A 22,338-nucleotide genomic window follows, 5' to 3' on the forward strand; every position below is an offset into this window, starting at 1 on the left:
GGCCAGCTCCGGCGAAAGGCTGGGAACGCACAATGAGCGACGTGAACCCGGCCAGGCCGGTGAATCCCGCCGCGCCGCCACGAGCGGCGGAACCGGCACGACCGTCGAGACCGGCAGGACCGGGCCGGGACGGCGGCGCCGGTGCGGCACGGGCGGTTGACAGCGCGCTGGCGGTTGCGCGCCGCCGTCTCGCCGAGCTCGTCACGCTGGTGACGGGGGCGGAGGATGCGGTGGAGAAGGCTCGCGGTCTCATCGCCGAACCGGCGGGCCTGGTCACCTTCGCCGATCCGGACGTCCTGGACCAGGCCGGCGCGGGCCTGCGCCCCTGGCTGGCGGATCTTTCCGCTGCCGCGCTGACCGGCGGTCGCGAGGCGGACGTGATGGCTGGGCTCGCGCGATGGCACACCCTCGCCGACGAGACGGAGCGGGTGGCGAAGGCAGTGGCCCGTACGAATGCGATGCCGCTCGACCAGCGCCGCGAGCTGCGCGGGCGGCTGGAGGCGGCACACGCGAAGGCCGTCCGGCTGGGGCTCGCCGAGGACGAGGAGCTTTCCGCGCTGCACGCACGGGCATTCGGGACGCTCTACCGCGCACCCAGCGATCTGGTGGTGGCGGAGCGCCTGACCATGGCCTACCTGCACGCTCTGACCGATCATGAGGATGCGGATGCGGATGCGGCGGGCCGGACGCACGGGGAGTTGCCGTGAGTGAACTGACCGAGGTTCCCTGCCCCGAGCCGGACTGCCCGGACGGGTTCATCAAGACCAGCGGCTACTGCAACATGTGCGGGTCGGCCGCGCCGTCGACCGACGCCTCCGACGCCTCCGGTTCCGAGGATTCCCCGAGGTCCCCGAAAGCCTCGGAATCCCCGACGCCGCACACGCAGCCGGTGGACGAGTCGTCGTCGGAGCATGGCCAGGATCCGTTGCGGCTGCCGATCGTCGACGCCCTGTTGATGGCGGACACCCCACCGCTGATGGCGAACCCGACTGTTCCGAACCACCTGCGGGAATGCGCGGCGTGCGGGTCGAAGGTCGCCCGGGCGGGAACGGGCCGCGGCGCGGAGCTGGAGGGTTTCTGCCCACAGTGCGGCCAGCGCTACTCGTTCACGGTCAAGCTCTTCCCGGAGGAGCAGGTCGGGCATTACACCGTGCACGGCGTGATCGCGCACGGTGGCATGGGCTGGGTCTACGCGGCGATGAACAACCGGGTGGGCAAGTGGGTGGTGCTCAAGGGCCTGCTGGACGTCGCCAATCCGGATGCGCGGCGGATCGCCGAGGCGGAGCGGCGGGTCCTCAGCGCGGTGCACCATCCGAACATCGTCAAGATCATCGACTACGTCTCGCACCGGGGCGAGGACTACATCGTCATGGAGTACGTCCCGGGAGTGTCGCTGTCCAGGCTGGCTGACCGGCGGCGGCCGGGACGTGACGGGCGGCCGGAGCCGCTGCCGCCGGCGGACGCCATCCGCTACCTGTTGCGGCTGCTCCCGGCGCTCGGCCACCTGCACCGGCGCGGCCTGGCCTACTGCGACCTCAAACCGGACAACATCATGGTCACCCCGGAGCAGGTCGTCCTGATCGATCTGGGCGGTGCCCGGCGGCTGGACGACCAGACCTCCAGCTTCCTCTCCACCCCCGGCTACCGGGCGCCTGAGCTGGAGGACGGCGAGTTCCGCGCGGCCCAGGAGAGCCGGCACGGCGTCCCGACGGTCGCCTCGGACGTCTTCTCCGCCACCCGCACGCTGGCGCGCCTGGTACTGGGCCGGTTCCCGGGCTTCCTGGACGACCACCGCCACACGCTGCCGGCGCGCGGCGAGTACGGTCCGCTGTCCCGGTTCGAGTCTCTCGACCATCTGCTGCGCCGCGGCACCGCGAAGGACCCGGCGGACCGGTTCGGGAGCGTCGGGGAGTTCGCCGCGGAGCTCACCGGCGTCCTGTACGAGATCGTCACCCGGACCGAGCACCGTCTTCCGCCGCTGGCCAGCCGCTGGTTCGAGCCCGAGCTGCACCCGACGGGAGAGGCGGGCGGCAGCCGCCCGGCCGATGCGGCGGGGGTGCCTGCGGCGGGGCTGCCAGCTGCGGAGCGGGACACGGGCGACCCGCCGGCCGTGTGGGAGATCCTGCCCGAGCTGCGCGTCGACGCCGACGACCCGCAGGCGCGGATCCTCGCGGCGAGCCCCGGCGAGGACCCGGCGGCGCTGGCCGCCCGGCTGGCCGACGTGGAGCGGCCCACCCTCGCGACCCGCCTCGCGCTGGCCAGTGCCCAGCTGCGGGCCGGCGACGCGGCGGAGTCCCAGGCGACGGTCTCCGCCCTGACCGTCGACTTTCCCCGCGACTGGCGGGTGGTCTGGTACCAGGGCGTCCTCGACCTGGCCGCGGGCCGGCCGCGCCGGGCCAGGAAGGCGTTCGAGCGGGTCTTCGCGTGGATCCCCAGCGAGCTGGCCCCGCGGCTCGCGCTGGCGACCGCGAACGAGGCCGCGGACGACCGGGAACGCGCGGCGGAGCTCTTCGACGCGGTCAGCGCCATCGACCCGGCGATCACCAGCGCGTCGTTCGGGCTGGCCCGCTGCCTGGACAGTCCCGCCGGGAAGCTCGCGGCGTACGAGCGGGTCCCGCCGTCCGCCTACGCCTTCACGACCTCCCGGGTGCGGATGATCCGGGTTCTCGTCGGCTCGCTGACCCGGCCCGACCGGGCGGTACCCGCCCCGCCCGCGGTGAGCCGGGATGATCTCGCGCGCGCGGAGGCCGTTCTCGCCGACCGCCGGCTGGACCTCGACCGCCGGCTGGAGGTGGAGCTCCGCCTGGACATCCTCGCCGCGGCGCTGCGCACCGTGAGCGCACAGCCGTCCATACCGGCACAGGCAGCCGCACCGGCGCCGGCGGCTGCACCGGCACAGACGGCTGCACCGGCACAGGCGGCTGCCGCACCGGCGGCCCCGGTGACTGCTCCCGCGCCCGTGCGCCCGACGGTGCTGGGACGTCCGCTGGTGGACCACGACCTGCGGCTGGGCCTGGAGGAGGCGTACCGGGAGATCGCCCGGCTGACCCGGAATCGCCGGGAACGCATCCGGCTCGTTGACAAGGCAAACCGGGTCCGACCGCGGACCCTGCTGTGATCCGGAGATCTCCCATGATCAGTTTCACGGTTCAGGCCGACAGCAGTGGCTTCCTCGCCAGGGACACCACCGACGCGCACGCGCTGGTCACGGTGCGGGCCCGCGAGGACGGGACGCCGGGCCACCGCAACACGGACTACGCGGAGGTCATCATCGTCGACTGCTCCGGGTCGATGATGGCTCCCCCGACGAAGATCTACGCGGCGCGACGAGCGGCCTGCGCCGCCGTCGACGCCCTGCGGCCGGGCGCCCGGTTCGCCGTGATCCGTGGGACGAGCACCGCCCAGCCGGTCTACCCGCCCGGTGGCGGCCTGGCGCCTGCCACCGCGGAGCACCAGGCGGAGGCAAAGCGGCACATCAACCGAATCGACGCGGCCGGCGGGACGGCCATCGGCCGCTGGCTGCTCGCCGCCCGCGACCTGTTCGCGGCGCACACCGGCGGTTTCCGGCACGCCATCCTGCTCACCGACGGGAAGAACGAGCACGAGACACCGGCGGCCTTCCAGGCCGCACTGGCCGCCTGCCAGGGCCGTTTCCAGTGCGACAGCCGCGGGGTGGGCCGCGGTTGGATCGCTGCCGAGCTCAACGCCGTCTCCGACGCCCTGCTCGGCAGCGCCCGCGACATCGCCGACCCGGCCGACCTGGCCGCCGACTTCCAGAAGATGACCGACACCGCGATGGCCCGCCTCCAGCCGGAGATCGCGCTGCGGGTGTGGGTCCCGAAGAACGCGCAGGTCAGCAGCTTCAAGCAGGTCACTCCCGCCATCAGCGACCTGCTGGGGCGGGCCCGGCCGGTCAGTGCGCTGGAATGTGACTTCCCCACCGGCGCCTGGGGCGCCGAGCAGCGCAGCTACCACATCACCGTCTCGGGCCTGCGCCCACGCACGTCGCCGGACCCGTGCCGGCTCGCCCGCATCTCCCTCGTCTCCGGCGAGCAGCAGTCCTTCGGCCAGGCGGACATCACCGCCGTGTGGACGCCGGATCCGGCGCTGTACACCCAGCGCTCGCGGCTGGAGGAACAGGGCCACAAGATGATCAGGCTGGAACGGACCTTCACCGAGGGCATCGACGCGCTGCGCCGCGGCGACGGTCCGACCGCCCTCACGTACCTCCTGCCGGCCCGCGGCCTTGCCTACGACCTCGGCGACGCCGAGAAGATCGAGATGCTGGACCGCGTCCTGCGGACGGACCCGGCCACCGGTGAGGTGCGGATCCGGGACGGCGTCGACCCGCACGACCTGGAGGTGTTCGGCGTGCGCTCCCGCTTCACCAGGCCTGCCGAACCGAAGGACGCCCCATGAGCTCGCCTGCCGTCCCGGAGGACCGCGCCGGTGGGGCTGGCGAGAGTGGTCCCGCCTACCGCCCGCCGACCGGGTGGCTGGCCGGTGCCGCGGCCGCGCTGCCCTACCCGTTGCCCGAGCCGTCCGGCGAGACCACCCACGGCGTGCCCGGGGGGGGCCGGGCAGGACACGGGCTGTGCTCCCGGCCCGGACGAGGAGGCCGACGACCGGGACGTGCTCGGCCTCGGCCTCGGCATCGACCCCGACACCCTCGACGACGACGCCACGCTGGCCTCGGGCCGGTCGTGGCGGCCGGCGGACGTGCCCGACATCGACTTCGACGATCTTCCGACCAGGCCGCCGGCGGACCCGAGGGCCCCATGGGCGACGTCCACGGATCCGTCCGTCGGCAGCTGGGATCTCAGGTCCAAACCCGGCTGGCCCCCGCCCGAGCCGTGCCGGCACTGTGGGACCCGCCGCCTGGTGACCGACGCGTACTGCCTCGGCTGCCGCTACGAGTTCACGACCGGTCGGCGCCCCGCGGTACCGGTGGTCCGGCAGCTGCCCGCCGCGGGTCCGGCCTGGAGCGCCGTCATCGAGGTCGACCCGGTCCACTTCGGGACTCTCATCGGGGACGATCTGCGCCTGCCGGCGGACCGGCTGCCCCGCGTGGTCGCACTGGAGAACCCGGAGATCCTCATCGGCGCCCGGCCGAGCCGCGCGGAGCCAGTCATCAGCCTGACCGGCCCGCTCGACGACCCGGCCGTCTCCGGCCGCCACGCCGGGCTCGTGCGGCAGCCCGACGGCAGCTACGCGGTCGTCGACCACGGCTCCCGCAACGGCACCCGGGTGAACCGGGACCCCGAACCGATCCGGCCGGGACGTCCCGTGCCCCTCCGGGACGGCGACCGGGTGTTCGTCGGCGCCTGGACCCGCATCACCCTGCGCCTGCGTTGAGCGGAGCGGACCGGTGTCCCAACCGGCCCAACCGGCCTGGCCGACCTATCCGACCTGGCCGGCCTATCCGACCTGGCCGACCTGGCCGTCGGGCCAGTGCGGCTGGCGTTCGGTCGGCAGGTGGGCCTGGATGCCGGGCACGTCGCTGAGGAAGTCGGCGTACAACCGCTGCCAGCGGCCGTCGGTGAACATGTCGAGCAGCATCCGGTTGAGGAACGCGACGAGGTCGCTGTCGGCTTTCCGGCGCGCCTCGGCCGCCGGGCCGGTGAGCCCGAGGTCAGTGCGGGCGACCGCCATGCCATAGGGCTCGTCGAGGGTCGCCAGTTCCGCCGCGGACGCGCCGGCGAACGCCTCCCGCCCGAGCACCCTGACGGTCGGGTCCTGCTGCTCCATCCCGGCCAGGATCGTGTCGTCGCTGGCCACCGCGTCGACCTCACCGCGCTGCAGCGCCGCCAGGCAGTCGGCGGACCCCACCCGGCTGACCGGCACCGGTTCCGGCCGGCCTTCCGGGAACCCCGGAAGATTCAGGATCTTCCCGATCGAGGTGCTCCCCTGGGAGGAGCAGACCCGGCGCCCGGAAAGGTCCGCGACGGTACTCAGGCCGGAGTTTCTGGATACCAGCAGGGTGAACGAGGCCTCGAAGTAGACCCCGGAGAAGTTCACCCTCTCCTTGCGCGCGCAGGTCATCGTCATCGTGCCGATGACGACGTCCACCTCGTCCTCGGCCAGGGCCTTCTCCCGGTCCCGGGTGTCGACGGCGTGGATCTCGACGCGGGAGGGGTCACCGAAGATCGCCCGGGCGATCTCGCGGGCGAGTTCGATCTCGAAGCCCTCGGGCACGCCGGTGTGCCAGTTCATGGAGGCGAACGGCCTCGCCTCGGCGACGACCCCCACCCGCAGGACCTGGCGTTCCTCGATCTCCGCGACCCGCTGCGCGTGGGCCCCGGGCTGCGTCAGGGCCTCCACCGGCTGCTCACTGCGGCGCGGCACACACTGCGCGTCCTGGCCCGCCGCGCCCTGGCCCGCCGGCACCGATGCGGGGGACGGAACCGGCGCGGCGGCACGAGTGCCCGCTGTGTACGGCAGCGGCGAGCCTGTCGTCCCGCAGGCCGAGAGCCCGCCGGGCAGGAGCAGCAGCAGCGCGGCGAGGCCGATCCGCACGGCCCTCGGAGCGGACATCGGCGGGGACGTCAGCCCGCTCCGTCGCCCTCGGTGCCGTCGCCATCGCCGTCGCCGGCTCACCGGTACTCCCGGATGCGCGACCCGATGCCCAGGCCGGCGCAGAGGACGGCGAGGACCGCGGCCCCGACGACGATGCCGGTGAGCAGCCGGACGTCCCGCGCCGCCGCGCGCAGCTCGGCGGCGAAGCTGTCCGTGCCCTGGGCGAGCAGCTCGTCGGTGCCGCCGACGAACCTCTCGAAGTGCGGGGAGGCCAGGGTGCCCTCGATGGCCCGGCCGAACGCGGTCGGGCCGGTCGTACCGGCCGCACCGGTGCCGGTGCTGTCGCCGGCCGGTGCCGTCGGTGGGGGCTCCTGCAGTGTCGCGACAGCTCTGGCGCGCACCTGCAGCCAGCGCCCGAGGTCGCCCCCGAGCTCGGCGCGCTGCCCGGCGAACCGGTCGGGAAGCGCGATCAGGCCCGCGGTCAGGGTGCCGCCGCCGCTGGACGGTCCCTTCGGCTGCCCGTCAGGCGTGTAGCCCAGGGCCGACACGGCGTCCTCGAAGCAGCGGTCGGCGTTCTCGCCGTTGCCCAGCGAGATCAGCGAGAGGAACTCGCAGGTCCGCGCCTGCAGCGCGAGCGTGCGGGAGGCCGCCAGCAGCGTCGTCGGAACATAGTCGGACCGCTGCGCGGTGACCAGTCGCTCCCCCTGCCCGTGCAGCAGCACGAGCCCGGCCGACCCTGCGCCGACCACCAGGATGGTCGCCGTGACCAGGCCCAGGTTGAGCATCCGGTTGGTGCGCCGGAAGACGTACACCTGTGCACCCACCAGCGCGACCAGAACGCCTCCGAGGGCGCCGAGGAGCACACCCTCCGCCGCCCCGCTGGTGGCCTGTCGGTAGTCCTGGTCGACCCGGTCACCGTAGGCGGCCACCAGCTGGTCGGTCTGCCCGAGGATGCTCCTCGTCATGAGGTCGGAGGCCAGGTTCTGGTAGGCGCCACCCACCGTGTTCCCCGCCCGGGTGTTGGCCGCCGCCGCCGCGACGAGCCCCGTGTACTCGGGTATCAGCGTGGCGATCCGGGTCATGAGGCAGTGGGTGGACTCCGGGTCGCGAGCCCGGTCACAGGCTCCCGGGTCGATCTCACGCAGGTCGAGCAGTGCGGTCTCCGCGCCGCGCAGGGCCGCGCTGTACGGGTTCGCGGCCGCGGCGGGGTCGGCACCGGCCGCCCCGTCACCGGCGCCGCCCGGAGCGGCGTCACCGGTGAGGTCGCCGGCGATACCCGCGGAGACGTCGCCGGAATGGTCACCGGCATAGAAATCGTCGGCCTTGACCCGGTCGTAGAACGAGCGGCGTTCCGCCGGGCTCAACGAGCTGGGGGCGAGGGTGACCCAGGCGAAGACGTTGGACGCGGCCGTCGCATCAGCGCCGGCCAGCCCGGCCCGCAGCCGCTCGGCCGCGATCAGGGCGGCGACGGAACGCTCGCGGATGCTTTCCGTCGCGGTGAGCCGCCGATCGAGAACCATCTGCGTCACCAGCCCGGCCACCAGGAGAACTCCGGTGAGCAGGGCGAGAACTCCGACAAACCGCGAGCCGGCCCCGGCGGAGCGGACCCGCCCCGCATGACGGCGTGCGCCCGCCCACAGCTGCGCCGCAGAACGGGGCGCCCCGATGAAGGAATGCCCGGAATGCTCAGCGCCCGACACTTCGGCCTCGCCCGGGCGAACCGGCGGAGCCTGTCATCGTCACGGCACCAAGCGTACACAGAGCAGGAAAAGGCCGTGCCCTGTCGACGGAACTCCCCCGCGAGATGATCAGCCCGCGGTGCATTCAGCGCCGGGACCAGCGGCTTTCGCCCGGTGATGCATTCATGCGGGAATCCGTTCCCAGGCCGGCGGCTCGCCGGGCCGTTCGCGGACGAGCCCGCGCCGCTCCAGCGCGCGCAGGTGCGCCAGCGCCTCGGCGACGGCGCTCCGCTTCACGAATCCGTCGATCTCGACCCACGGCCGCGACCATTCCATCTGGCTGGCGACGTCCCATCCGGTGGCCGGGCCGGCAGCAAGCGCGGCCAGGACCTCACCGAAGCGCTGCTCGTGATGGTCGTGGAGCTGCTTCACCCGCTCCGAAAGGCCGTCGAAGCGGTACTCGTGCGCGGGCAGGGTGGCCTCGGCGGGCAGCTCGTCGACCTTGTCCAGCGACCGCAGGTAGTCGCCGAGCGGGTCGTCGCCAAGAAGGTCGTCGGCCGCGCCCGTTCCGAACGGAATGTTCGGCGTGATGCGCGGCAGAATGTGGTCTCCGGAGAGAAGGAGCCGGTTCACCGGTTCCCAGAAGCACAGATGGCCTGGGGAATGTCCCGGCGTCCAGACCGCGCGCAGGTCCCAGCCGGGGACATCCGGCCGGTCGCCGTCGTTGAGCAGGATGTCGGGGCGGGCCATCGCGGGCAGCGGGCCGGGCGGCAGGTGCGCCGGGGTGACGTCCCGCAGCACCTCGGGCGGCGCGCCAGCCCGCCGCAGCGGGGCGTTCGCCTTGTCGATCAGTTCGGCCGGCTCCATCGGCTCGAGGCGCAGCAGGGCCGCGTCCGCGGGGTGCAGCGCGATCCAGGCGCCGGAGACCTCCCGCAGGCGCCCGGCCAGGCCGTAGTGATCGGGGTGCATGTGCGTGGGCATGATCCCGCGCACGTCGGTCAGGGCGTAGCCGGCGACGGCGAGCCCGGCCTCGACAGCGGCGTAACCGGTGTCGGTGTCCCATCCGGGGTCGATCACGTACGCGCCGCGGTCTGTCTCGAACAGGTACATGAAGACATGGCTGAGGCCGGCGGTCGGCAGCGGGATCGGAATGCTCCACAGCCCGGGCCGGAGCCGTTCGACCGGTGGCAGCTGCGGCCCGGCCGGACGCGCCTGGCCGGTCACGCGCCGATCACCGCGGTCTGGTGGCTCGGTCGCCTCATCCGATCATCCTCCTCACTCGGCCGGCGGCGGGCGAGCCATCGTGGCAGGCACTGCCCTGTCGCACGTATCGATATATCTTTATGTCAATTTTCGGGCGGGCGCTGTCAGCCGCCCGCCCAGAGAGCTGTGATGTCAGCCCGGTGGCGACCGGCCCACCGGATCACCGACGCCTGCGGACCCGGTGGCAGATCGCCCGACCAGCGCTCGCCCGACCATCCGAACACGTCCCATCCGATCACCTCGGTAAACAGGTCCCGGCCCGCGTCCGTCTCCTTCAGGGCCGCCAGATCCAGCGCAAGGTGCAGAACGGCGTACAGGGTCAGCGGATGCTCGTCCCCGAGATGCTCGCGCGCAGCGGTCAGCACCCGCTCGTGGAGAACATGGGCCTGCCGCGCCTGACCGAGACCACGCAGAGCCACACCGAGGACGGCGGCCGTCCACCAGGTGTCCGCATCGCCGGCACCCGGCGTCCGTTCGCGCCGCGACCAGGTGTCGCCGAGCAGGTCCCGGGCCGGCTCGTACTCCCCCAACCGGACCAGGACCTCGCCCAGGCCGTCGGCGGACCGCAGCGCGTCCCGGTCATCGGCGCCGAACAGCGCTCGCTGGTGGCCGAGCGTGCCCTCGAACAGTCGCGCCGACTCGGTCTCGTCGCCGAGCTCGCCGCAGACCCGGGCCAGCGCGGACGCCGTGCGCAGCGTGTCCCGGTGCCGTTCCCCGGACGTCAGCACCCGGCGGCGGTGGACGTCCGCCAGCAGCTCGCGAGCCGCGGCGGGATCATCGCAGCCGTCCGCGAGGATCGACGCCTCCAACTCGGCCGCGGCGAGCACGTCACGGTGATCGGGGCCGAGCCGCTCCACCCAGCGCAGCCGCTCCTGCCGCACCAGCTGCCGGCCGCTGCCGTACTGGCCGGACGTCCGCAGGTAGCGGCCGACCCGAAGTGTCACGGCGCGCAGACCCGCCTCGTCCCGGTCGCTCGGAGGATCGAGGTCGACATTGCTGCTGCCGGTATCGCTGCCGCCGGTGTCACTGCTCCTGATGGGTCTGGCGGCCAGCTCGACAAGGGTTCGGAGGTGGTGTTCCAGGACGGCGGGAAGTGGCGGGGCCGCCGCGTCCTCTCCCGCACCGCCCGCGGCGTCGGTCCGGTCAGCGGGATGCTCCGTGCCGAGGGCGGCGACGAGGTGCCGGGCCTGGAGCAGGGCCACAGCCCTGCGCTCCCGGGACATCCCGGCACGAAGCAGCTCCTGGACCAGCGGATGCATCCGGACCGCGCCGCCGCACGCCTCCGCCAGCCCGAAGCGCACGAGCCCGCGTGCCGACGCCGTCAGGGGCAGCGGTGCGGCGGCCAGGAACGCCAGTCCGTCCAGGAGCTGGGCCCCGGGCGGGCTGTCCGCCGCGAGGGCGTCGCGACTCGTGCTGACGACCGCAGCCAGCCGCCGCTCGGGCTCGGGCACCGGAACCGGCCCGGCCCCGGCCCCGTCCTCGTCCTCGGGCTCGGGCTCGGGCTCGGACCAGCCGGGGTGTTGTGCGAGGAGGTGCAGATAGGCGGGCACCGCCATACCGGTCGCGGCCAGGAAGTGGCCGGCCTGCGTGACGGCGAGCGGATGGTCACCGAGAGCCGCCGCGAGCAGGTCGGCGGCCGCGGCGGTGATCCGCTCGTCGCACCGGCGGAGGAGCTGGACCGATTCCGCCCGGCTGAACACATCGACCGGCAGCACCCCGGACGCGAGCCGGGCAGCTCCGGGGCCGGCGGCGATCATGATGACCTGGCCCGTGTCGGGGGGTGCGGCAAGGCCGAGGTCCCGTGGTGAGGTGACGTTGTCGTAGATGAGCAGCCAGTCGGAGCGCTGGCCGAGCTCGGCCCAGAGGCGGCGCAGCACGGCTGCCCGCGGCCCGGCGGCGGGCGGTGCGACGGCCGCGGCGAGGTCGAGCAGGCAGGATTCGGCCCCGGCCGGCGTCCTCGCGTCCACCCACCACACGAGCCCGTACGCGTCGGCATGACGGTGCGCATAGGCGGCGGCGAGATGCGCACGACCCGTCCCGCCCCTGCCCCGCGCCGGGACGAGAACGAGGATGACGCCCCGCGCACCAGCCCGCCCGGCGGGATCCCACCTCCCGCTGCCAACCACGGGAGGCCGCCGCTCGCCGCCGGCCGCGGCGGGCCGCCGCCCAGCGCCGTCAGCAGGGCGCAGCGCCCGGTGCAGCCGGCCCAGAAGATCCTCCCGGCTGACGACAGGCGGGGCCGGGCACGGGACGTTCCACACCCGAGGCCGGTCCGGGCAGGCCGCTGCGCCCGCGCCGCCCGCCGGCTCCGATCGCGTCCGCGACACTCATCACCTCGACTGGTCAAGAATGACTGTGGGGAATGCACCATCGCCCGTCCGCTTCAACACGCCGGCCGGCCGGACTGGTTCCCGAATGCGTCGAACAGGCCGAAGGCCTGCCTTTTCCAGGCCTGGTGTCCCAGGCCTGGAAAAGGCAGGCGGACCGCGCCGTGACAGGCCGACGGGCCTGTGGCCGGCTATTCGGTTCCGGGACGGTTCGCCGCGTTCTCCAGGCGGATCAGGATGGATTTCGAGGTGGGGGTGTTGCTCCGCCGTGCCGTGCTGTCCAGCGGCACCAGGACGTTCGTCTCGGGGAAGTAGGCGGCGGCGCAGCGGCGGGCTGTCGGGTAGGCGACGGCCCGGAAGCCGGCGGCTCGGCGCTCGACGCCGTCGGACCACACTCCGACGATGTCGACGCACGCACCGTCGGCGAGGCCGAGATCGGCGAGGTCCGCGGGGCTCACGAGCACCACCCGGCGGCCGTGGCGGATCCCGCGGTAACGGTCGTCGAGACCGTAGACGGTGGTGTTGTACTGATCGTGCGAGCGGATCGTCTGCAGCAGCAGGTGCCCGGGCGGGATCCGGGGGATCTCGACGGTGTTCACGCTGAACGCGGCCCGGCCACTCGGGGTCGGGAAGGTGCGGCTGTCCCGGGGCGGGTGCGGCAGCAGGAATCCGCCTGGTTCGTCGAGCCGGGCCTCGTAGCCGGCGAAACCGGGAACCACGCGGGCGATGTGCGCCCGGATGAGGCGGTAGTCCTCGGCCAGCGACGCCCAGTCCACCGCGGGCCGCCCGGGGGCCGCCGCGCCCTGGGGGACGCCCAGGGTGGCCTTCGCCAGGCCGCAGATGATGGCGACCTCGGAGCGCAGGTCCGGCCCGGCGGGTGTCAGCCGCCCGCGTGAGGCGTGGACGGCACCCATCGAGTCCTCGACGCTGACCCGCTGCGGGCCGGCGCTCCGCAGGTCGAGTTCGGTGCGGCCGAGCGTGGGCAGGATCAGTGCGCGCTCGCCGGTCACCGCGTGCGAGCGGTTGAGCGTGGTGGAGACCTGCACGGTGAGCCGGCAGCGGCGCATCGCCGCCTCGGTGACGGCGGTGTCGGGGGTGGCCGCGACGAAGTTCCCGCCCATGGCGACGAACACCGTCACCCCGCCGTCGCGCATGGCCCGGATCGTGTTGACGACGTCCAGGCCGTGCCGGGACGGCGGGGTGAAGCCGAACTCGCTCCCGAGCGCGTCGAGGAACGGCTGCGGCATGCGCTCCGAGATCCCCATGGTGCGGTCGCCCTGGACGTTCGAATGGCCCCGCACCGGGCACACCCCGGCCCCGGGGCGGCCGATGTTGCCGCGCAGGAGCAGGAAGTTCACGACCTCCCGGATCGTCGCGACGGCGGCCGGGTGCTGGGTGAGGCCCATCGCCCAGCAGACGATCACCCGGTCGGCGGCGAGCACCCGGCCGGTCAGCTCGTCCAGCTCGGCGGGCTGCAGACCGGTGGCGGCGGTGATGTCGGCCGCGCCGAGATGGCTGCGTGCGTGCGCGGCGAACGCCTCGAAGCCGGTGGTGTGCCGGTCGATGAAGGCACGGTCCAGGACGCTGCCGGGACGGGCGTCCTCGGCGGCGAGCAGGCGCGCGGACAGCGCCTGGAACAGGGCCAGGTCACCGCCGAGGCGGATCTGCAGGAACTGGTCCGCGAGCGCGGTACCCCGGCCGAGGACGCCCCGCACGTGCTGGGGGTTGCGGAAGCGCAGCAGCGCCGCCTCCGGCAGCGGGTTGACGGCGACGACGCTGCCGCCGGCGCGCTTGCACCGCTCCAGGGAGCTGAGCATCCGCGGATGGTTCGTGCCCGGGTTCTGCCCGACGACGAGGACCAGATCCGCCGTTTCCAGGTCCTCCAGGGTGACGGAGCCCTTGCCGACGCCGATGGTCTCGGTCAGCGCTACCCCGGACGACTCGTGGCACATGTTGGAGCAGTCCGGCAGATTGTTCGTCCCGAACGAGCGGGCGAACAGCTGGTACAGAAACGCCGCCTCGTTACTCGTCCGGCCCGAGGTGTAGAAAGCAGCCTCGTCCGGACTGTGCAGCGCGTTCAGTTCGGCGGCTGTGATCGCGAACGCGTCGTCCCAGCTGATCGGGGTGTAGTGGTCCGAGCCGGCATCCTTGTAGACCGGCGCCACGAGCCGGCCCTGCCCGCCGAGCCAGTACTCGGAACGCGTGGCGAGGTCGGCCAGGCTGTGCGCGGCGAAGAACTCCGGCGTCACCCGGGCGCGGGTCGCCTCCTGGGCGACGGCCTTGGCGCCGTTCTCACAGAACTCGACCCGCGAGCGGTCGCCGGGGCGCGGCTCGGGCCAGGCGCAGCCCGGACAGTCGAAACCGCCGTCCTGGTTGAGCAGCCGCAGGGTCTGGACGGAGCGGCGCACCCCCATCAGGTCGTTGCAGCGCGCCAGCGCATGGGCCACACCGGGGACACCCGCGGCCCAGGTCGCCGGGTCGCCGGTCCGCAGCCGGCCGTCGTCCGGCTCCGCCGGGTCGCCTGTCACCATGGTCGCGCCGCCGTCCTTGGTCCTACCAGGTTCGAGGGTCCCTCCAGGTTCGAGGGTCCTACCAGGTTCGAGGGTCCTACCAGGTTCGAGGGTCCTACCAGGTTCGAGATGCCACGCCATTCGGTCGTTCAGATTACGCCTGATCCGACCAGGCCCGATCCGACCGGGCGCAAATCCACGGATGCATCTACGGATGCGTGTCGCATTAAATGCCGATATCGTCCGCGACGTCGTCCATGGTCACCTCACCTACGGGCGGCAGGGGAGGGACCACACCCGAGCTGGAACGGGAGCCGGCGCGTGCGTACGCGGGCGGCCACCGATCCGGCATTGCGAAAGGACGACAATGCGAAACCCGTCCACTCGATTCTCGCGACTCGCCGCCGTGACGGCTGCTCTCGGGGTCGCGCTCGTCCTCTCCGCCTGCGGTGGGGGCGATGACGACTCCGGCGGCGCCGCCGCCACCACGGGTGACGTCCAGAGCACGCAGGCGGCGACGGGGCCGCGCAACGGGATCGAGTCCAGGCCCCCCGCCGACATCGTCACCGCCGCCGCGGACGCGCTCCGCGGGGCGGGCAGTGTGCGGTACGTGGGGCGCAACGTCAGTGGCGGCCGGGCCGCCTCGCTCGACCTGCGGCTCGCCGCGAACGGCGTCGTCACCGGAACCCTCGACCAGAACGGCCAGCGCGTCGAGGTGCTCCGCGTCGACAACGTCGCCTACATCCGCGGCACGGCCGGGTCGGGCACGTTCCCCGGCGCCCGCCCCGACCAGTGGATCAACACGGGGTCCATCGGGGCGTCCGACGATCTCACGATCACCGGCGCGGCCGACGAGATCCTGGAGATCAGGAAGGAGATCGAGAACGGCGAGCAGCCCACCCTGGAGGAGGTGACCGAGCAGGGCACCCCGGCGCTGAAGCTGACGACGGCGTCGTCGACCCTGTTCGTCTCGCTCGTCGGCCCGGCCGTGCCGCTGCGCCAGCTCGGCGACAAGAACGGCAACACCCTGGATGCCACGTTCTCCGAGTTCGGCAGGCCGGTCGTCGCCACCGCACCGACGGACGTCTTCCAGCCGCCGACCGTCCCGGGGGTCGGAGCCCCCCAGAGCGACCCGGCCGCCAGCCCCGCAGACGCCGGAGCCGCGGCGAGTTCCTGACCCACGGCGCGTTCCCGCCGGCGCGCGACGCCCGTCCTCCACGCGCCGGCGGGGACCGGCCGTTCGCGGCCGTGCCCACCGTGACCTCGGGCTTCCCGGATCCGAGGGTGCCAGCAGCAAAGAGCTTTACGTCATATCTTTTTGTTTCCTGCTACACGGAACACGATTCACCCGAACAATGCCTCGGACGTACGACCGCCCGACCTGACCGATACCTGCCAGGCGACGCAGATCACACTCGCAGCACAGTTTTGACGCAGGTCACACCCAGCGCGGATGTTTTTGTGAAAAGGCCGTCACCGCCGGGGGACGGATGTGTCGGCACCGCGCCATACGCTGGGGTTGTTCATCGCGCCCACCGAATGCGGCCGCGAGCGAGCAGCGATCGGAGTATGCGCATGGCGCACGGGCAGACGGCACCCACGACCGTCCAGTCGTCTCTCACCCGGCTGACACCGGGCCGTGCCGCTCCACGCGTCCCGCACATCGCCCGGCCGCGCCAGAGTGAGGACGGTGCCCGCCCCGCCGGCCCGCCGCCCGCGGCGTCGGCGACGTTTCTCGGCGAGATCCCGCTGTGGCCCGGCATGACGGGCTCGGCGCAGGGCACCCCCGCCCGCCGCCCGGGCTCGATCCGGCGCACCACCTCGGTGATGATGGAGCGCCCGCAGGGGCTCACCGGCCCACTGCACCTCGTCAGCACCGGGCGTGACCTGCTGACCACCACGGCCGGCGAGGCCGTCGTGGTGGGCGAGGCCCGACTGCGGGTCGTCCTCGACTACATGGCCGCACCGGGCGGAGTCCTCGAGATCGAGTCCGAGCCACCCGTCCCCGCCCTCGCCGACCTGGTCGGAGCCTCGACCCGGTCAGGGTTCCGCGCGGCAGCGCGCCGGGCCCTCACCGCGCCGGCGGGAGACCTCGGTGGCGGCGACGCGGCCACACCGGCGACCGATCGCTCGCTGCTCGGGCAGCTGCTCGACGATGTGCCGGTCGCGGTGCTGGTGTCCGGCGCGGCCCTCGGCCGCAACGGCATCTTCCGCGAGGGCGCCGCGGTGAACGCCGGGGCCGGGTCAGGCGGCAACCCCATGATCGATGTCTGTGCCGGCTGGCAGCAGGGCGGGCTGCTCGCCCGGCTGTCCGCCGAGCGTCGCGCCAACCCGGGCACCCCGGGCAACCCGGGCACCCCGGTCCGCGCGGTCAGCGTCCCCGCCGGTGACCTCGCCCTCGGCGACGACCCCCTGGGGTGGCATCCGCTGCCGCCCATGCCACCCAACGCCATGCGCCGCCTGCGGCGGATCGACGTGGTCCCGGTGAGCCCCGGCCCGGCCGGCGGCGGTCCCACCGACGGCGAAGCCACTCGCGGAGCGGCCACCGACGGAGCGGCCGTCGGCGCGGTGTCGGCCGTCGAGGTCGAGGCGCTGTTCCGCGACTCCTTCCTGGAGGCGCCCGGGCGCGAGGTACTCGTCCACGAGTACGGCGTCGAGGCCGAGGTTGACAGCGCCGGCCTGATCAGCCGGGCCCGGGCCCGGGCCGGTGCGCTTCCCGGCCGGGAGTGCCCGCAGGCACTCGGCAGCGCCGACCGCCTCGTCGGCCTGCCCGCGGCGGAGCTGCGTCGCACCGTCGGCCGGGCGTTCGTCGGCACGAGCACCTGCACCCACCTCAACGACACCTTCCGGACCCTCGGCGACCTCCCCGACCTGATCACCTTCCTCGGTGGCACCGCCGACCGCTGACCAGGTGCTGTGGCGGTCGGTCGTCAATGTGCCTTTCGGTGCGCAGGCTCCCGGGCAAAGGTCCCGGCGCCGGTGGTCCGTACCGGCTGACCTGGCCGGCGAGCACGCGATCCGGCCCTCCGCGCGGGTAATTTGTTGATCATGAGTGGAGTTCGCGTCTTCCTCCTGGACGATCACGAGATCGTGCGCCGGGGCATCCGCGAGATGCTGGAGGACTCCGGGGACATCGAGGTCGTCGGAGAGGCGTCGACCGCGGCCGCCGCACTGCGCCGCATCCCCGCCGCCCGCCCCGACGTCGCGGTGCTCGACGCCCGGCTGCCGGACGGCAACGGCATCGAGGTATGCCGGGAGATCCGCTCCTCACAGCCGGCGGTCGGCTGCCTCATCCTCACCTCCTACGACGATGACGACGCACTGTTCGCCGCGATCATGGCCGGGGCGGCCGGATATCTGCTCAAGCAGATCCGGGGCAACGACCTGGTCGGCGCGATCCGTACGATCGCCGCAGGCCGCTCGCTGCTCGACCCTGCGGTCACCCAGAAGGTCCTCGCCCGGCTGCGGGACGAACCGATCGAGGACGAGCAGCTCGCGGCCCTCGGCGCCCGCGAACGCCAGATCCTCCGGCTGATCGCCGAAGGCATGACGAACCGCCAGATCGCCGCGTGTGTCCATCTGTCGGAAAAGACGGTGAAGAACTACGTGTCGGCCATTCTCGGCAAGCTCGGCCTCACCAGCAGGACGCAGGCCGCCGTCTTCGCGGCCCGGCTGAAGGCCTGACAGCCCGACGACCTGACGACATGCGATCACCTCGGCACCGAAAGTAGTCTCGTGGCGTGCCGAGAGGAGAGGCCGCGATGGCGACCTGCGATACCTGTGGAAACGACTACTGGATGGCGTTCGAGATACGGGTCGTCAGTGGTGAGAGGTACACCTTCGACTCGTTCGAGTGCGCGGTGCAGAAGCTCGCGCCCCGCTGTGAACACTGCGACTGCCGCGTGATCGGGCACGGGGTGGAGGTCTCCGGCCGCTTCTTCTGCTGCGCCCACTGTGCCCGCCACGGCGGCGGCATCGGCCGCGAGATCCGCGACGCCGTCGGCGCCCACCCGAACTGACCATCTGCCCCCGAACTGACCGGCGTGCCCGGCCTCACCGGTGCGCCCGGCCTGTGGCCTCCGACAGCCGGCCTCCCACAGACAGCGGACAGTCACCGTCCCACCCGGCCGGGCAGGACGGTGACCGTTCGCCGGTCAGGACGGCCGGTCGGCCGGCCCGCTCTTGATCGCCTCGACGAGCGCGCCGATCTTCTCGCCCGGCAGGCTCCGGGCCAGGTCCGCCTCGCTGATGATGCCGATGAGCCGCTTGTTGTCGATCACCGGCATCCGCATCACCCGGTGCGACATCATCTGGTCCAGCACCGTGTCCAGATCCGCGTCCGCGCGGACGTAGAGCGGACGGCCCTGCCCCAGCTCGCCGGCGCGCACCGAGTCCGGGTCCTTCCCCTCGGCCAGACAGTGGATGACGATGTCACGGTCGGTGATGATTCCACCGAGCCGGTCGTCGGCACCGCAGATCGGCAACGCGCCGACCCCTAGGTCACGCATCATCCGGGCGGCGCTGGTCAGCGACTCGTCCGCACCGATGCACTGCGCGTCCCCGTGCATGATGTCCCGAGCTGTCGTCATGGCTGTTCCCCCTTTACGGTCCGTTTTGGTATACCCGCAGTAGTCACTGGCACACGGTTGGCCGCCACTCACCCGGGGATTCCGGCGGCGAGGCGCCCGTTGCGGACCGTCTCGGCGAGGGAGGAGCCCTCCTCGGAGCACCTGAGCTCGATCAGGTCCGCCCACGTGTCGGCCGCGACAGTCGCGGCCTTGCTGCGGCGTCCGGCGTCCGACCAGGGCGCCTCGAGGATCACCGAGTCACCGTTCTCCAGGGCCTCACGTGCCCGGCGCAGCATCTCCCCGCACACCGCGTCGGCCGGCCCGGAGCCGCCGGTGCCGCCAGCGCCGCCAGCCGTCGGCACCCGCGTCGACACCGACGCCGACGCGGGTGCCGACGCGGGTGCCGCACCAGCCGGGTCGACGGCCAGCTCGCGGCGCACAGCCGCTGCCGACAGGAGCACCCAGCCGTCCTGGTCCGCGGCGAGGCGCCCGGCGAGCGCCGACCGCAGCGAATCCGGGGCCCCGCCGACCAGCACCAGCCGAACCCTCGCCCGGCGCAGATGCTCCCGTGCGAGGCCGACGAGGTGACGGGCCTGCCCCGCGGCGGACGCATCTCCGATGCGTGCTCGCACCGCCGACGCCCCCGCCCGGACGACGGCCCGCTGGGCCAGGTAGAACTGCGCCAGGGACGGCGGATGGGTCTCCCCCGCGAACTCGCCGAACCAGCCGAGGAAGCGCCGGGCCAGCTCCGGCGCACCGCGCAGCTCGAGGTCGACCGCGAGGACCGCCGCGTCCGCGAGGACGTCCCCGATGCGCCGGCTGTCGTCGGCGGGCACCCGGTCCAGCATCCGCGGGCCGTCGGGCATGCAGAAGATGTGCTCGGCCAGCAGGTTCCCGTGCCCGTCCCGGATTCGTCCCCGGGTCGCCCGCGCGTCGAACACCGCCGCCCGCCCGCACAGGTACCGCAGGCCCAGCCGGCCGATGTCGTCCACCTCGTCCGCCGCCAGCATGACGTGGCGGAACGGCGCCAGCGCGTCCGTCGCGGCGAGCCACCCGGCCTCGACGTCCGGCAGGCGACCGCGCGAGGCGATCTCCGCGGACGTCTCGCACCGCTCGTGGAAGGCGACGAGTGTGCGGGCGACGTCCCGCAACGGCTCCTCGACCGACTCCCTCCGGGCGAGGAGCTCGGACAGGCTGCGGTCGCCGGGCAAGCGGCGCATCACGACCATGTGCTCCACCGGTGTCCCGGTGTTGTCCCGAACATCGGCGACACCGAGGTACACGCCTGGGGCGAACGGACGGTTGCGCACGATCTCCGCCCGGCAGGCCGCTTCGCGCGCCTCCCGGCGGCGCAGATCCGCTCTGCCCGCGGGCGCCCGCTTCGGCATCTTGTAGACCCGGTCGGAGACGAAGAACAGGGTCGAGTGCGCGGTCTCGACAGTGGACATCGTCGGCGTGCCCACCCCGCCACCGCCCTTCGCCTCGCTCGGGGGCGGGAACGGCGCCACCCCGCCCCCGCGATCGGACGTTCCCGGCTGCGTCACCTGGGCCTCCCTCGGCTCGGAACGGACGGACCCATCTGGTGGGTGTGCCCGTCCCGAGCCGGGAACGACCGATCACACGGCTGGTGGATGCCGGCCGGAGCGCCGGTGGACGCCTGTCAGTGGCGATGTACCGGGATCATCCGGGCGCCCTGACCGGTCACCACCTGGCGGACGCCGCAGGGGTCGCTGCCGGTCGGCGCGCAGGGCTCGCACTCGGTCTCCACCGTGGCGTGCTCGACACCGTACTTCTCGGCGAGCACGGCCTTGACCCGGCCGGCGACCGCCCTGGCCTCCTCCAGTGTCGGATGCCCGGTGACCTCCACGTGGGCGCTCGCCGCGAAGACCCGGTCGGACAGGCCCCAGATGTGCATGTCGTGCACCCCGCGGACGCCGTCCACCGCCAGCACGTCACCGCGCACCGCCGACATGTCCAGGCCGACCGGCGTCGCCTCCAGCAGTACCCGCGACGACTGGGCGAGCAGCCGGAGTGCCTGCACGCCGATCAGCACCGCGACGGTCAGCGACAGCGCCGGGTCGAGCCAGTACCAGCCGTCGGTGAGCCAGATGACGAGGCCGGCCACGGCCACGGCCACCGACACGAGGGCGTCCGCGGCGAGGTGGATGACCGCGGCCCGGGTGTTGAGGTCACCGTGCCGCTCGTGCACGAACAGGGCGCTCGCCCCGTTGCCCACGGAGGCGACGAGCGCCACGGCGAGCACCGCCAGCCCGTCGATCGGCCGCGGATGAGCGAGCCGGCCGACCGCCTGCACACACACCAGTGTGGTCACCACGAGCACGCTGGCCGCGTTCGCCTGCGCGGCGAGGACGGGCCACCGCAGCCCGCCGAAGGTACGGGTCGCGGACGGCTCCTGCCGCGCCAGTCTGATCGCGACCAGCGCAAACGCCACTCCGGCGGCGTCGGCCAGGTTGTGCGCCGCGTCCGCGAGGAGCGCGACCGAGCCGACGATCAGCCCGGCGGCGAACTGCCCCACGACGATCCCGATGTTCAGCCCGGTGGCGACCGCCAGCCGCCGGAACTGGGACTGCGGGCTGCGGGGGACGTACCCGTCACCCGCATGCTCATGACCCCCGTGCCCGTGTCCGCCGTGCCCGTGCCCGTGGTCGTGGCCCGCGGGCTCGGCGTGGGTGCGAGCGGCATGGGTGCGGCGGACCTGGCGCGGGACGCGACCGTGACCGGATCTGTCAGCGTGGCCGCGACCGGCGCCATGATCGTGATCGTGACCGGTGCCATGGCCGTCGTGGTCGTGGTCGTGGTCGTGGTCATGGCCGTGGTCGTCGTCAGGGCTGTGGTCGCGAGCAGGGTCGTCACGCGGGGCCTGGCCATCGCCCTGCCCGGGCCCACGGCCGCTGGCCGCGCTCAAGGGTCCGACCGTTCCGGGAGGCCACGATCCGCACCCGCCGCGGCGGGTGCGGGGATGCCGACGGGCAGGATGCCCGAGCCGACAAGCTCGCCGGTACGGCCGCGGAAGTCGCTGACCGGGCCGTCGTCCCGGCCGCTGTAGGGATCGCCGTCATGCCCGTCGGCCCCGTCGGGGTGGGCGTGGTCGGGATCGACGGCCAGCACCACGCTGAGCAGGTCGTCGAGCGCGTGGGCGAGCGCGCCGTCCGCCAGCTCGTACCGCAGGCGCCGGCCTTCGGACACCGCGACCACCAGGCCGCAGCCCCGCAGGCAGGCGAGATGGTTGGACAGGTTCGTACGGCTCACCGAGAGGATGTGGGCGAGTTCCGTCGGGTAGGCGGGACCCTTGCGCAGCACCAGGAGCAGCCGCGCCCGGGTCGGGTCGGACAGCGCGTGCCCGAATCTCGCCAGGACCTCTCCATGCGCGACAAGTTTCACCATGCACTGAACAGTACAGCGCATGCTGACGTCAGGCGACCCTGAACAATCGCCCACCGCCGGTGACCATGGT

Annotated in this window: 17 protein-coding genes; 8 read left to right on the plus strand and 9 right to left on the minus strand. The window is 73.2% G+C overall.

All coding sequences use genetic code 11. From position 1 onward, the window contains the following. The first annotated feature begins 32 nt into the window (after positions 1-32). The 4 genes from AB1460_RS06975 (at position 33) to AB1460_RS06990 (ending at position 5,355) form a co-directional block, all read left to right on the plus strand. Positions 33-707, plus strand: a complete 675-nt coding sequence (locus AB1460_RS06975; RefSeq protein ID WP_368959776.1) for a hypothetical protein — start codon at positions 33-35, stop codon at positions 705-707. Beyond that, complete coding sequence (locus AB1460_RS06980; RefSeq protein ID WP_368959777.1) at positions 704-3,118, plus strand: tetratricopeptide repeat protein; 2,415 nt, start codon at positions 704-706, stop codon at positions 3,116-3,118. The genes AB1460_RS06975 and AB1460_RS06980 overlap by 4 nt, the downstream gene beginning before the upstream one ends. 14 nt (positions 3,119-3,132) lie before the next feature. Next, positions 3,133-4,419: a VWA domain-containing protein gene (locus AB1460_RS06985; protein ID WP_368959778.1), complete on the plus strand. Its 1,287-nt coding sequence runs from the start codon at positions 3,133-3,135 to the stop codon at positions 4,417-4,419. Positions 4,420-4,632: 213 nt separating this feature from the next. Then, on the plus strand, positions 4,633-5,355 hold the full coding sequence (locus AB1460_RS06990) for an FHA domain-containing protein (RefSeq protein ID WP_368959779.1): 723 nt from the start codon (positions 4,633-4,635) through the stop codon (positions 5,353-5,355). Between the two features lie 63 nt (positions 5,356-5,418). Here the strand turns inward: AB1460_RS06990 and AB1460_RS06995 are convergent, their stop codons facing one another. From AB1460_RS06995 to AB1460_RS07015, 5 genes are all read right to left on the minus strand, one after another. After that, positions 5,419-6,534 carry a glutamate ABC transporter substrate-binding protein gene (locus AB1460_RS06995; protein ID WP_368959780.1) on the minus strand — a complete coding sequence of 372 codons (1,116 nt, stop codon included), beginning with the start codon at positions 6,532-6,534 and terminating at the stop codon, positions 5,419-5,421. Between the two features lie 59 nt (positions 6,535-6,593). Then, on the minus strand, positions 6,594-8,216 hold the full coding sequence (locus tag AB1460_RS07000) for a hypothetical protein (RefSeq protein WP_368959781.1): 1,623 nt from the start codon (positions 8,214-8,216) through the stop codon (positions 6,594-6,596). Positions 8,217-8,378: 162 nt separating this feature from the next. Next, the gene (locus AB1460_RS07005; protein ID WP_368959782.1) at positions 8,379-9,419 is read right to left on the minus strand and encodes an MBL fold metallo-hydrolase; all 1,041 of its coding nucleotides are present in this window, start codon (positions 9,417-9,419) and stop codon (positions 8,379-8,381) included. Between the two features lie 143 nt (positions 9,420-9,562). After that, positions 9,563-11,785, minus strand: a complete 2,223-nt coding sequence (locus tag AB1460_RS07010; RefSeq protein ID WP_368959783.1) for a tetratricopeptide repeat protein — start codon at positions 11,783-11,785, stop codon at positions 9,563-9,565. Positions 11,786-11,976: 191 nt separating this feature from the next. Further along, positions 11,977-14,316, minus strand: a complete 2,340-nt coding sequence (locus AB1460_RS07015) for an FdhF/YdeP family oxidoreductase (RefSeq protein ID WP_368959784.1) — start codon at positions 14,314-14,316, stop codon at positions 11,977-11,979. A gap of 346 nt (positions 14,317-14,662) precedes the next feature. Here AB1460_RS07015 and AB1460_RS07020 point away from each other — a divergent pair, with 346 nt between their 5' ends. From AB1460_RS07020 to AB1460_RS07035, 4 genes are all read left to right on the plus strand, one after another. Then, on the plus strand, positions 14,663-15,472 hold the full coding sequence (locus AB1460_RS07020; RefSeq protein WP_368959785.1) for a hypothetical protein: 810 nt from the start codon (positions 14,663-14,665) through the stop codon (positions 15,470-15,472). A 392-nt stretch (positions 15,473-15,864) separates the two neighbouring features. After that, positions 15,865-17,202: a DUF2889 domain-containing protein gene (locus AB1460_RS07025; protein ID WP_368959786.1), complete on the plus strand. Its 1,338-nt coding sequence runs from the start codon at positions 15,865-15,867 to the stop codon at positions 17,200-17,202. Between the two features lie 141 nt (positions 17,203-17,343). Continuing rightward, complete coding sequence (locus AB1460_RS07030) at positions 17,344-17,979, plus strand: response regulator (protein WP_071085154.1); 636 nt, start codon at positions 17,344-17,346, stop codon at positions 17,977-17,979. 77 nt (positions 17,980-18,056) lie between these two features. Next, the gene (locus AB1460_RS07035; RefSeq protein WP_368959787.1) at positions 18,057-18,314 is read left to right on the plus strand and encodes a Prokaryotic metallothionein; all 258 of its coding nucleotides are present in this window, start codon (positions 18,057-18,059) and stop codon (positions 18,312-18,314) included. Between the two features lie 135 nt (positions 18,315-18,449). On the opposite strand, the gene AB1460_RS07040 is transcribed toward AB1460_RS07035, so the two are convergent. The 4 genes from AB1460_RS07040 to AB1460_RS07055 all read right to left on the minus strand — a co-directional run bounded on the left by AB1460_RS07040 (position 18,450) and on the right by AB1460_RS07055 (position 22,268). Further along, positions 18,450-18,884, minus strand: coding sequence for a CBS domain-containing protein (locus AB1460_RS07040; RefSeq protein ID WP_368959788.1), 435 nt, complete (start codon positions 18,882-18,884; stop codon positions 18,450-18,452). A 68-nt stretch (positions 18,885-18,952) separates the two neighbouring features. Next, positions 18,953-20,407, minus strand: a complete 1,455-nt coding sequence (locus AB1460_RS07045; RefSeq protein ID WP_368959789.1) for a hypothetical protein — start codon at positions 20,405-20,407, stop codon at positions 18,953-18,955. A 116-nt stretch (positions 20,408-20,523) separates the two neighbouring features. After that, complete coding sequence (locus tag AB1460_RS07050; protein WP_368959790.1) at positions 20,524-21,789, minus strand: cation diffusion facilitator family transporter; 1,266 nt, start codon at positions 21,787-21,789, stop codon at positions 20,524-20,526. After that, positions 21,786-22,268: an ArsR/SmtB family transcription factor gene (locus AB1460_RS07055; protein ID WP_368959791.1), complete on the minus strand. Its 483-nt coding sequence runs from the start codon at positions 22,266-22,268 to the stop codon at positions 21,786-21,788. The genes AB1460_RS07050 and AB1460_RS07055 overlap by 4 nt, the downstream gene beginning before the upstream one ends. Positions 22,269-22,338 lie beyond the last annotated feature (70 nt).

The organism is Parafrankia sp. FMc2, assembly GCF_041008525.1.
In the GTDB taxonomy this organism is placed as follows: domain Bacteria; phylum Actinomycetota; class Actinomycetes; order Frankiales; family Frankiaceae; genus Parafrankia.

Excerpts from the sequence above, each read along its gene's own strand:
- AB1460_RS07030 (WP_071085154.1), top strand. The coding sequence starts at position 17,344 with ATGAGTGGAGTTCGCGTCTTCCTCCTGGACGATCACGAGATCGTGCGC.
- AB1460_RS07035 (WP_368959787.1), top strand. The coding sequence starts at position 18,057 with ATGGCGACCTGCGATACCTGTGGAAACGACTACTGGATGGCGTTCGAG.
- AB1460_RS07040 (WP_368959788.1), bottom strand. The coding sequence starts at position 18,884 with ATGACGACAGCTCGGGACATCATGCACGGGGACGCGCAGTGCATCGGT.
- AB1460_RS07055 (WP_368959791.1), bottom strand. The coding sequence starts at position 22,268 with ATGGTGAAACTTGTCGCGCATGGAGAGGTCCTGGCGAGATTCGGGCAC.
- AB1460_RS07015 (WP_368959784.1), bottom strand. The coding sequence starts at position 14,316 with ATGGTGACAGGCGACCCGGCGGAGCCGGACGACGGCCGGCTGCGGACC.
- AB1460_RS07025 (WP_368959786.1), top strand. The coding sequence starts at position 15,865 with ATGCGCATGGCGCACGGGCAGACGGCACCCACGACCGTCCAGTCGTCT.
- AB1460_RS06975 (WP_368959776.1), top strand. The coding sequence starts at position 33 with ATGAGCGACGTGAACCCGGCCAGGCCGGTGAATCCCGCCGCGCCGCCA.
- AB1460_RS06985 (WP_368959778.1), top strand. The coding sequence starts at position 3,133 with ATGATCAGTTTCACGGTTCAGGCCGACAGCAGTGGCTTCCTCGCCAGG.
- AB1460_RS06995 (WP_368959780.1), bottom strand. The coding sequence starts at position 6,534 with ATGTCCGCTCCGAGGGCCGTGCGGATCGGCCTCGCCGCGCTGCTGCTG.
- AB1460_RS07020 (WP_368959785.1), top strand. The coding sequence starts at position 14,663 with ATGCGAAACCCGTCCACTCGATTCTCGCGACTCGCCGCCGTGACGGCT.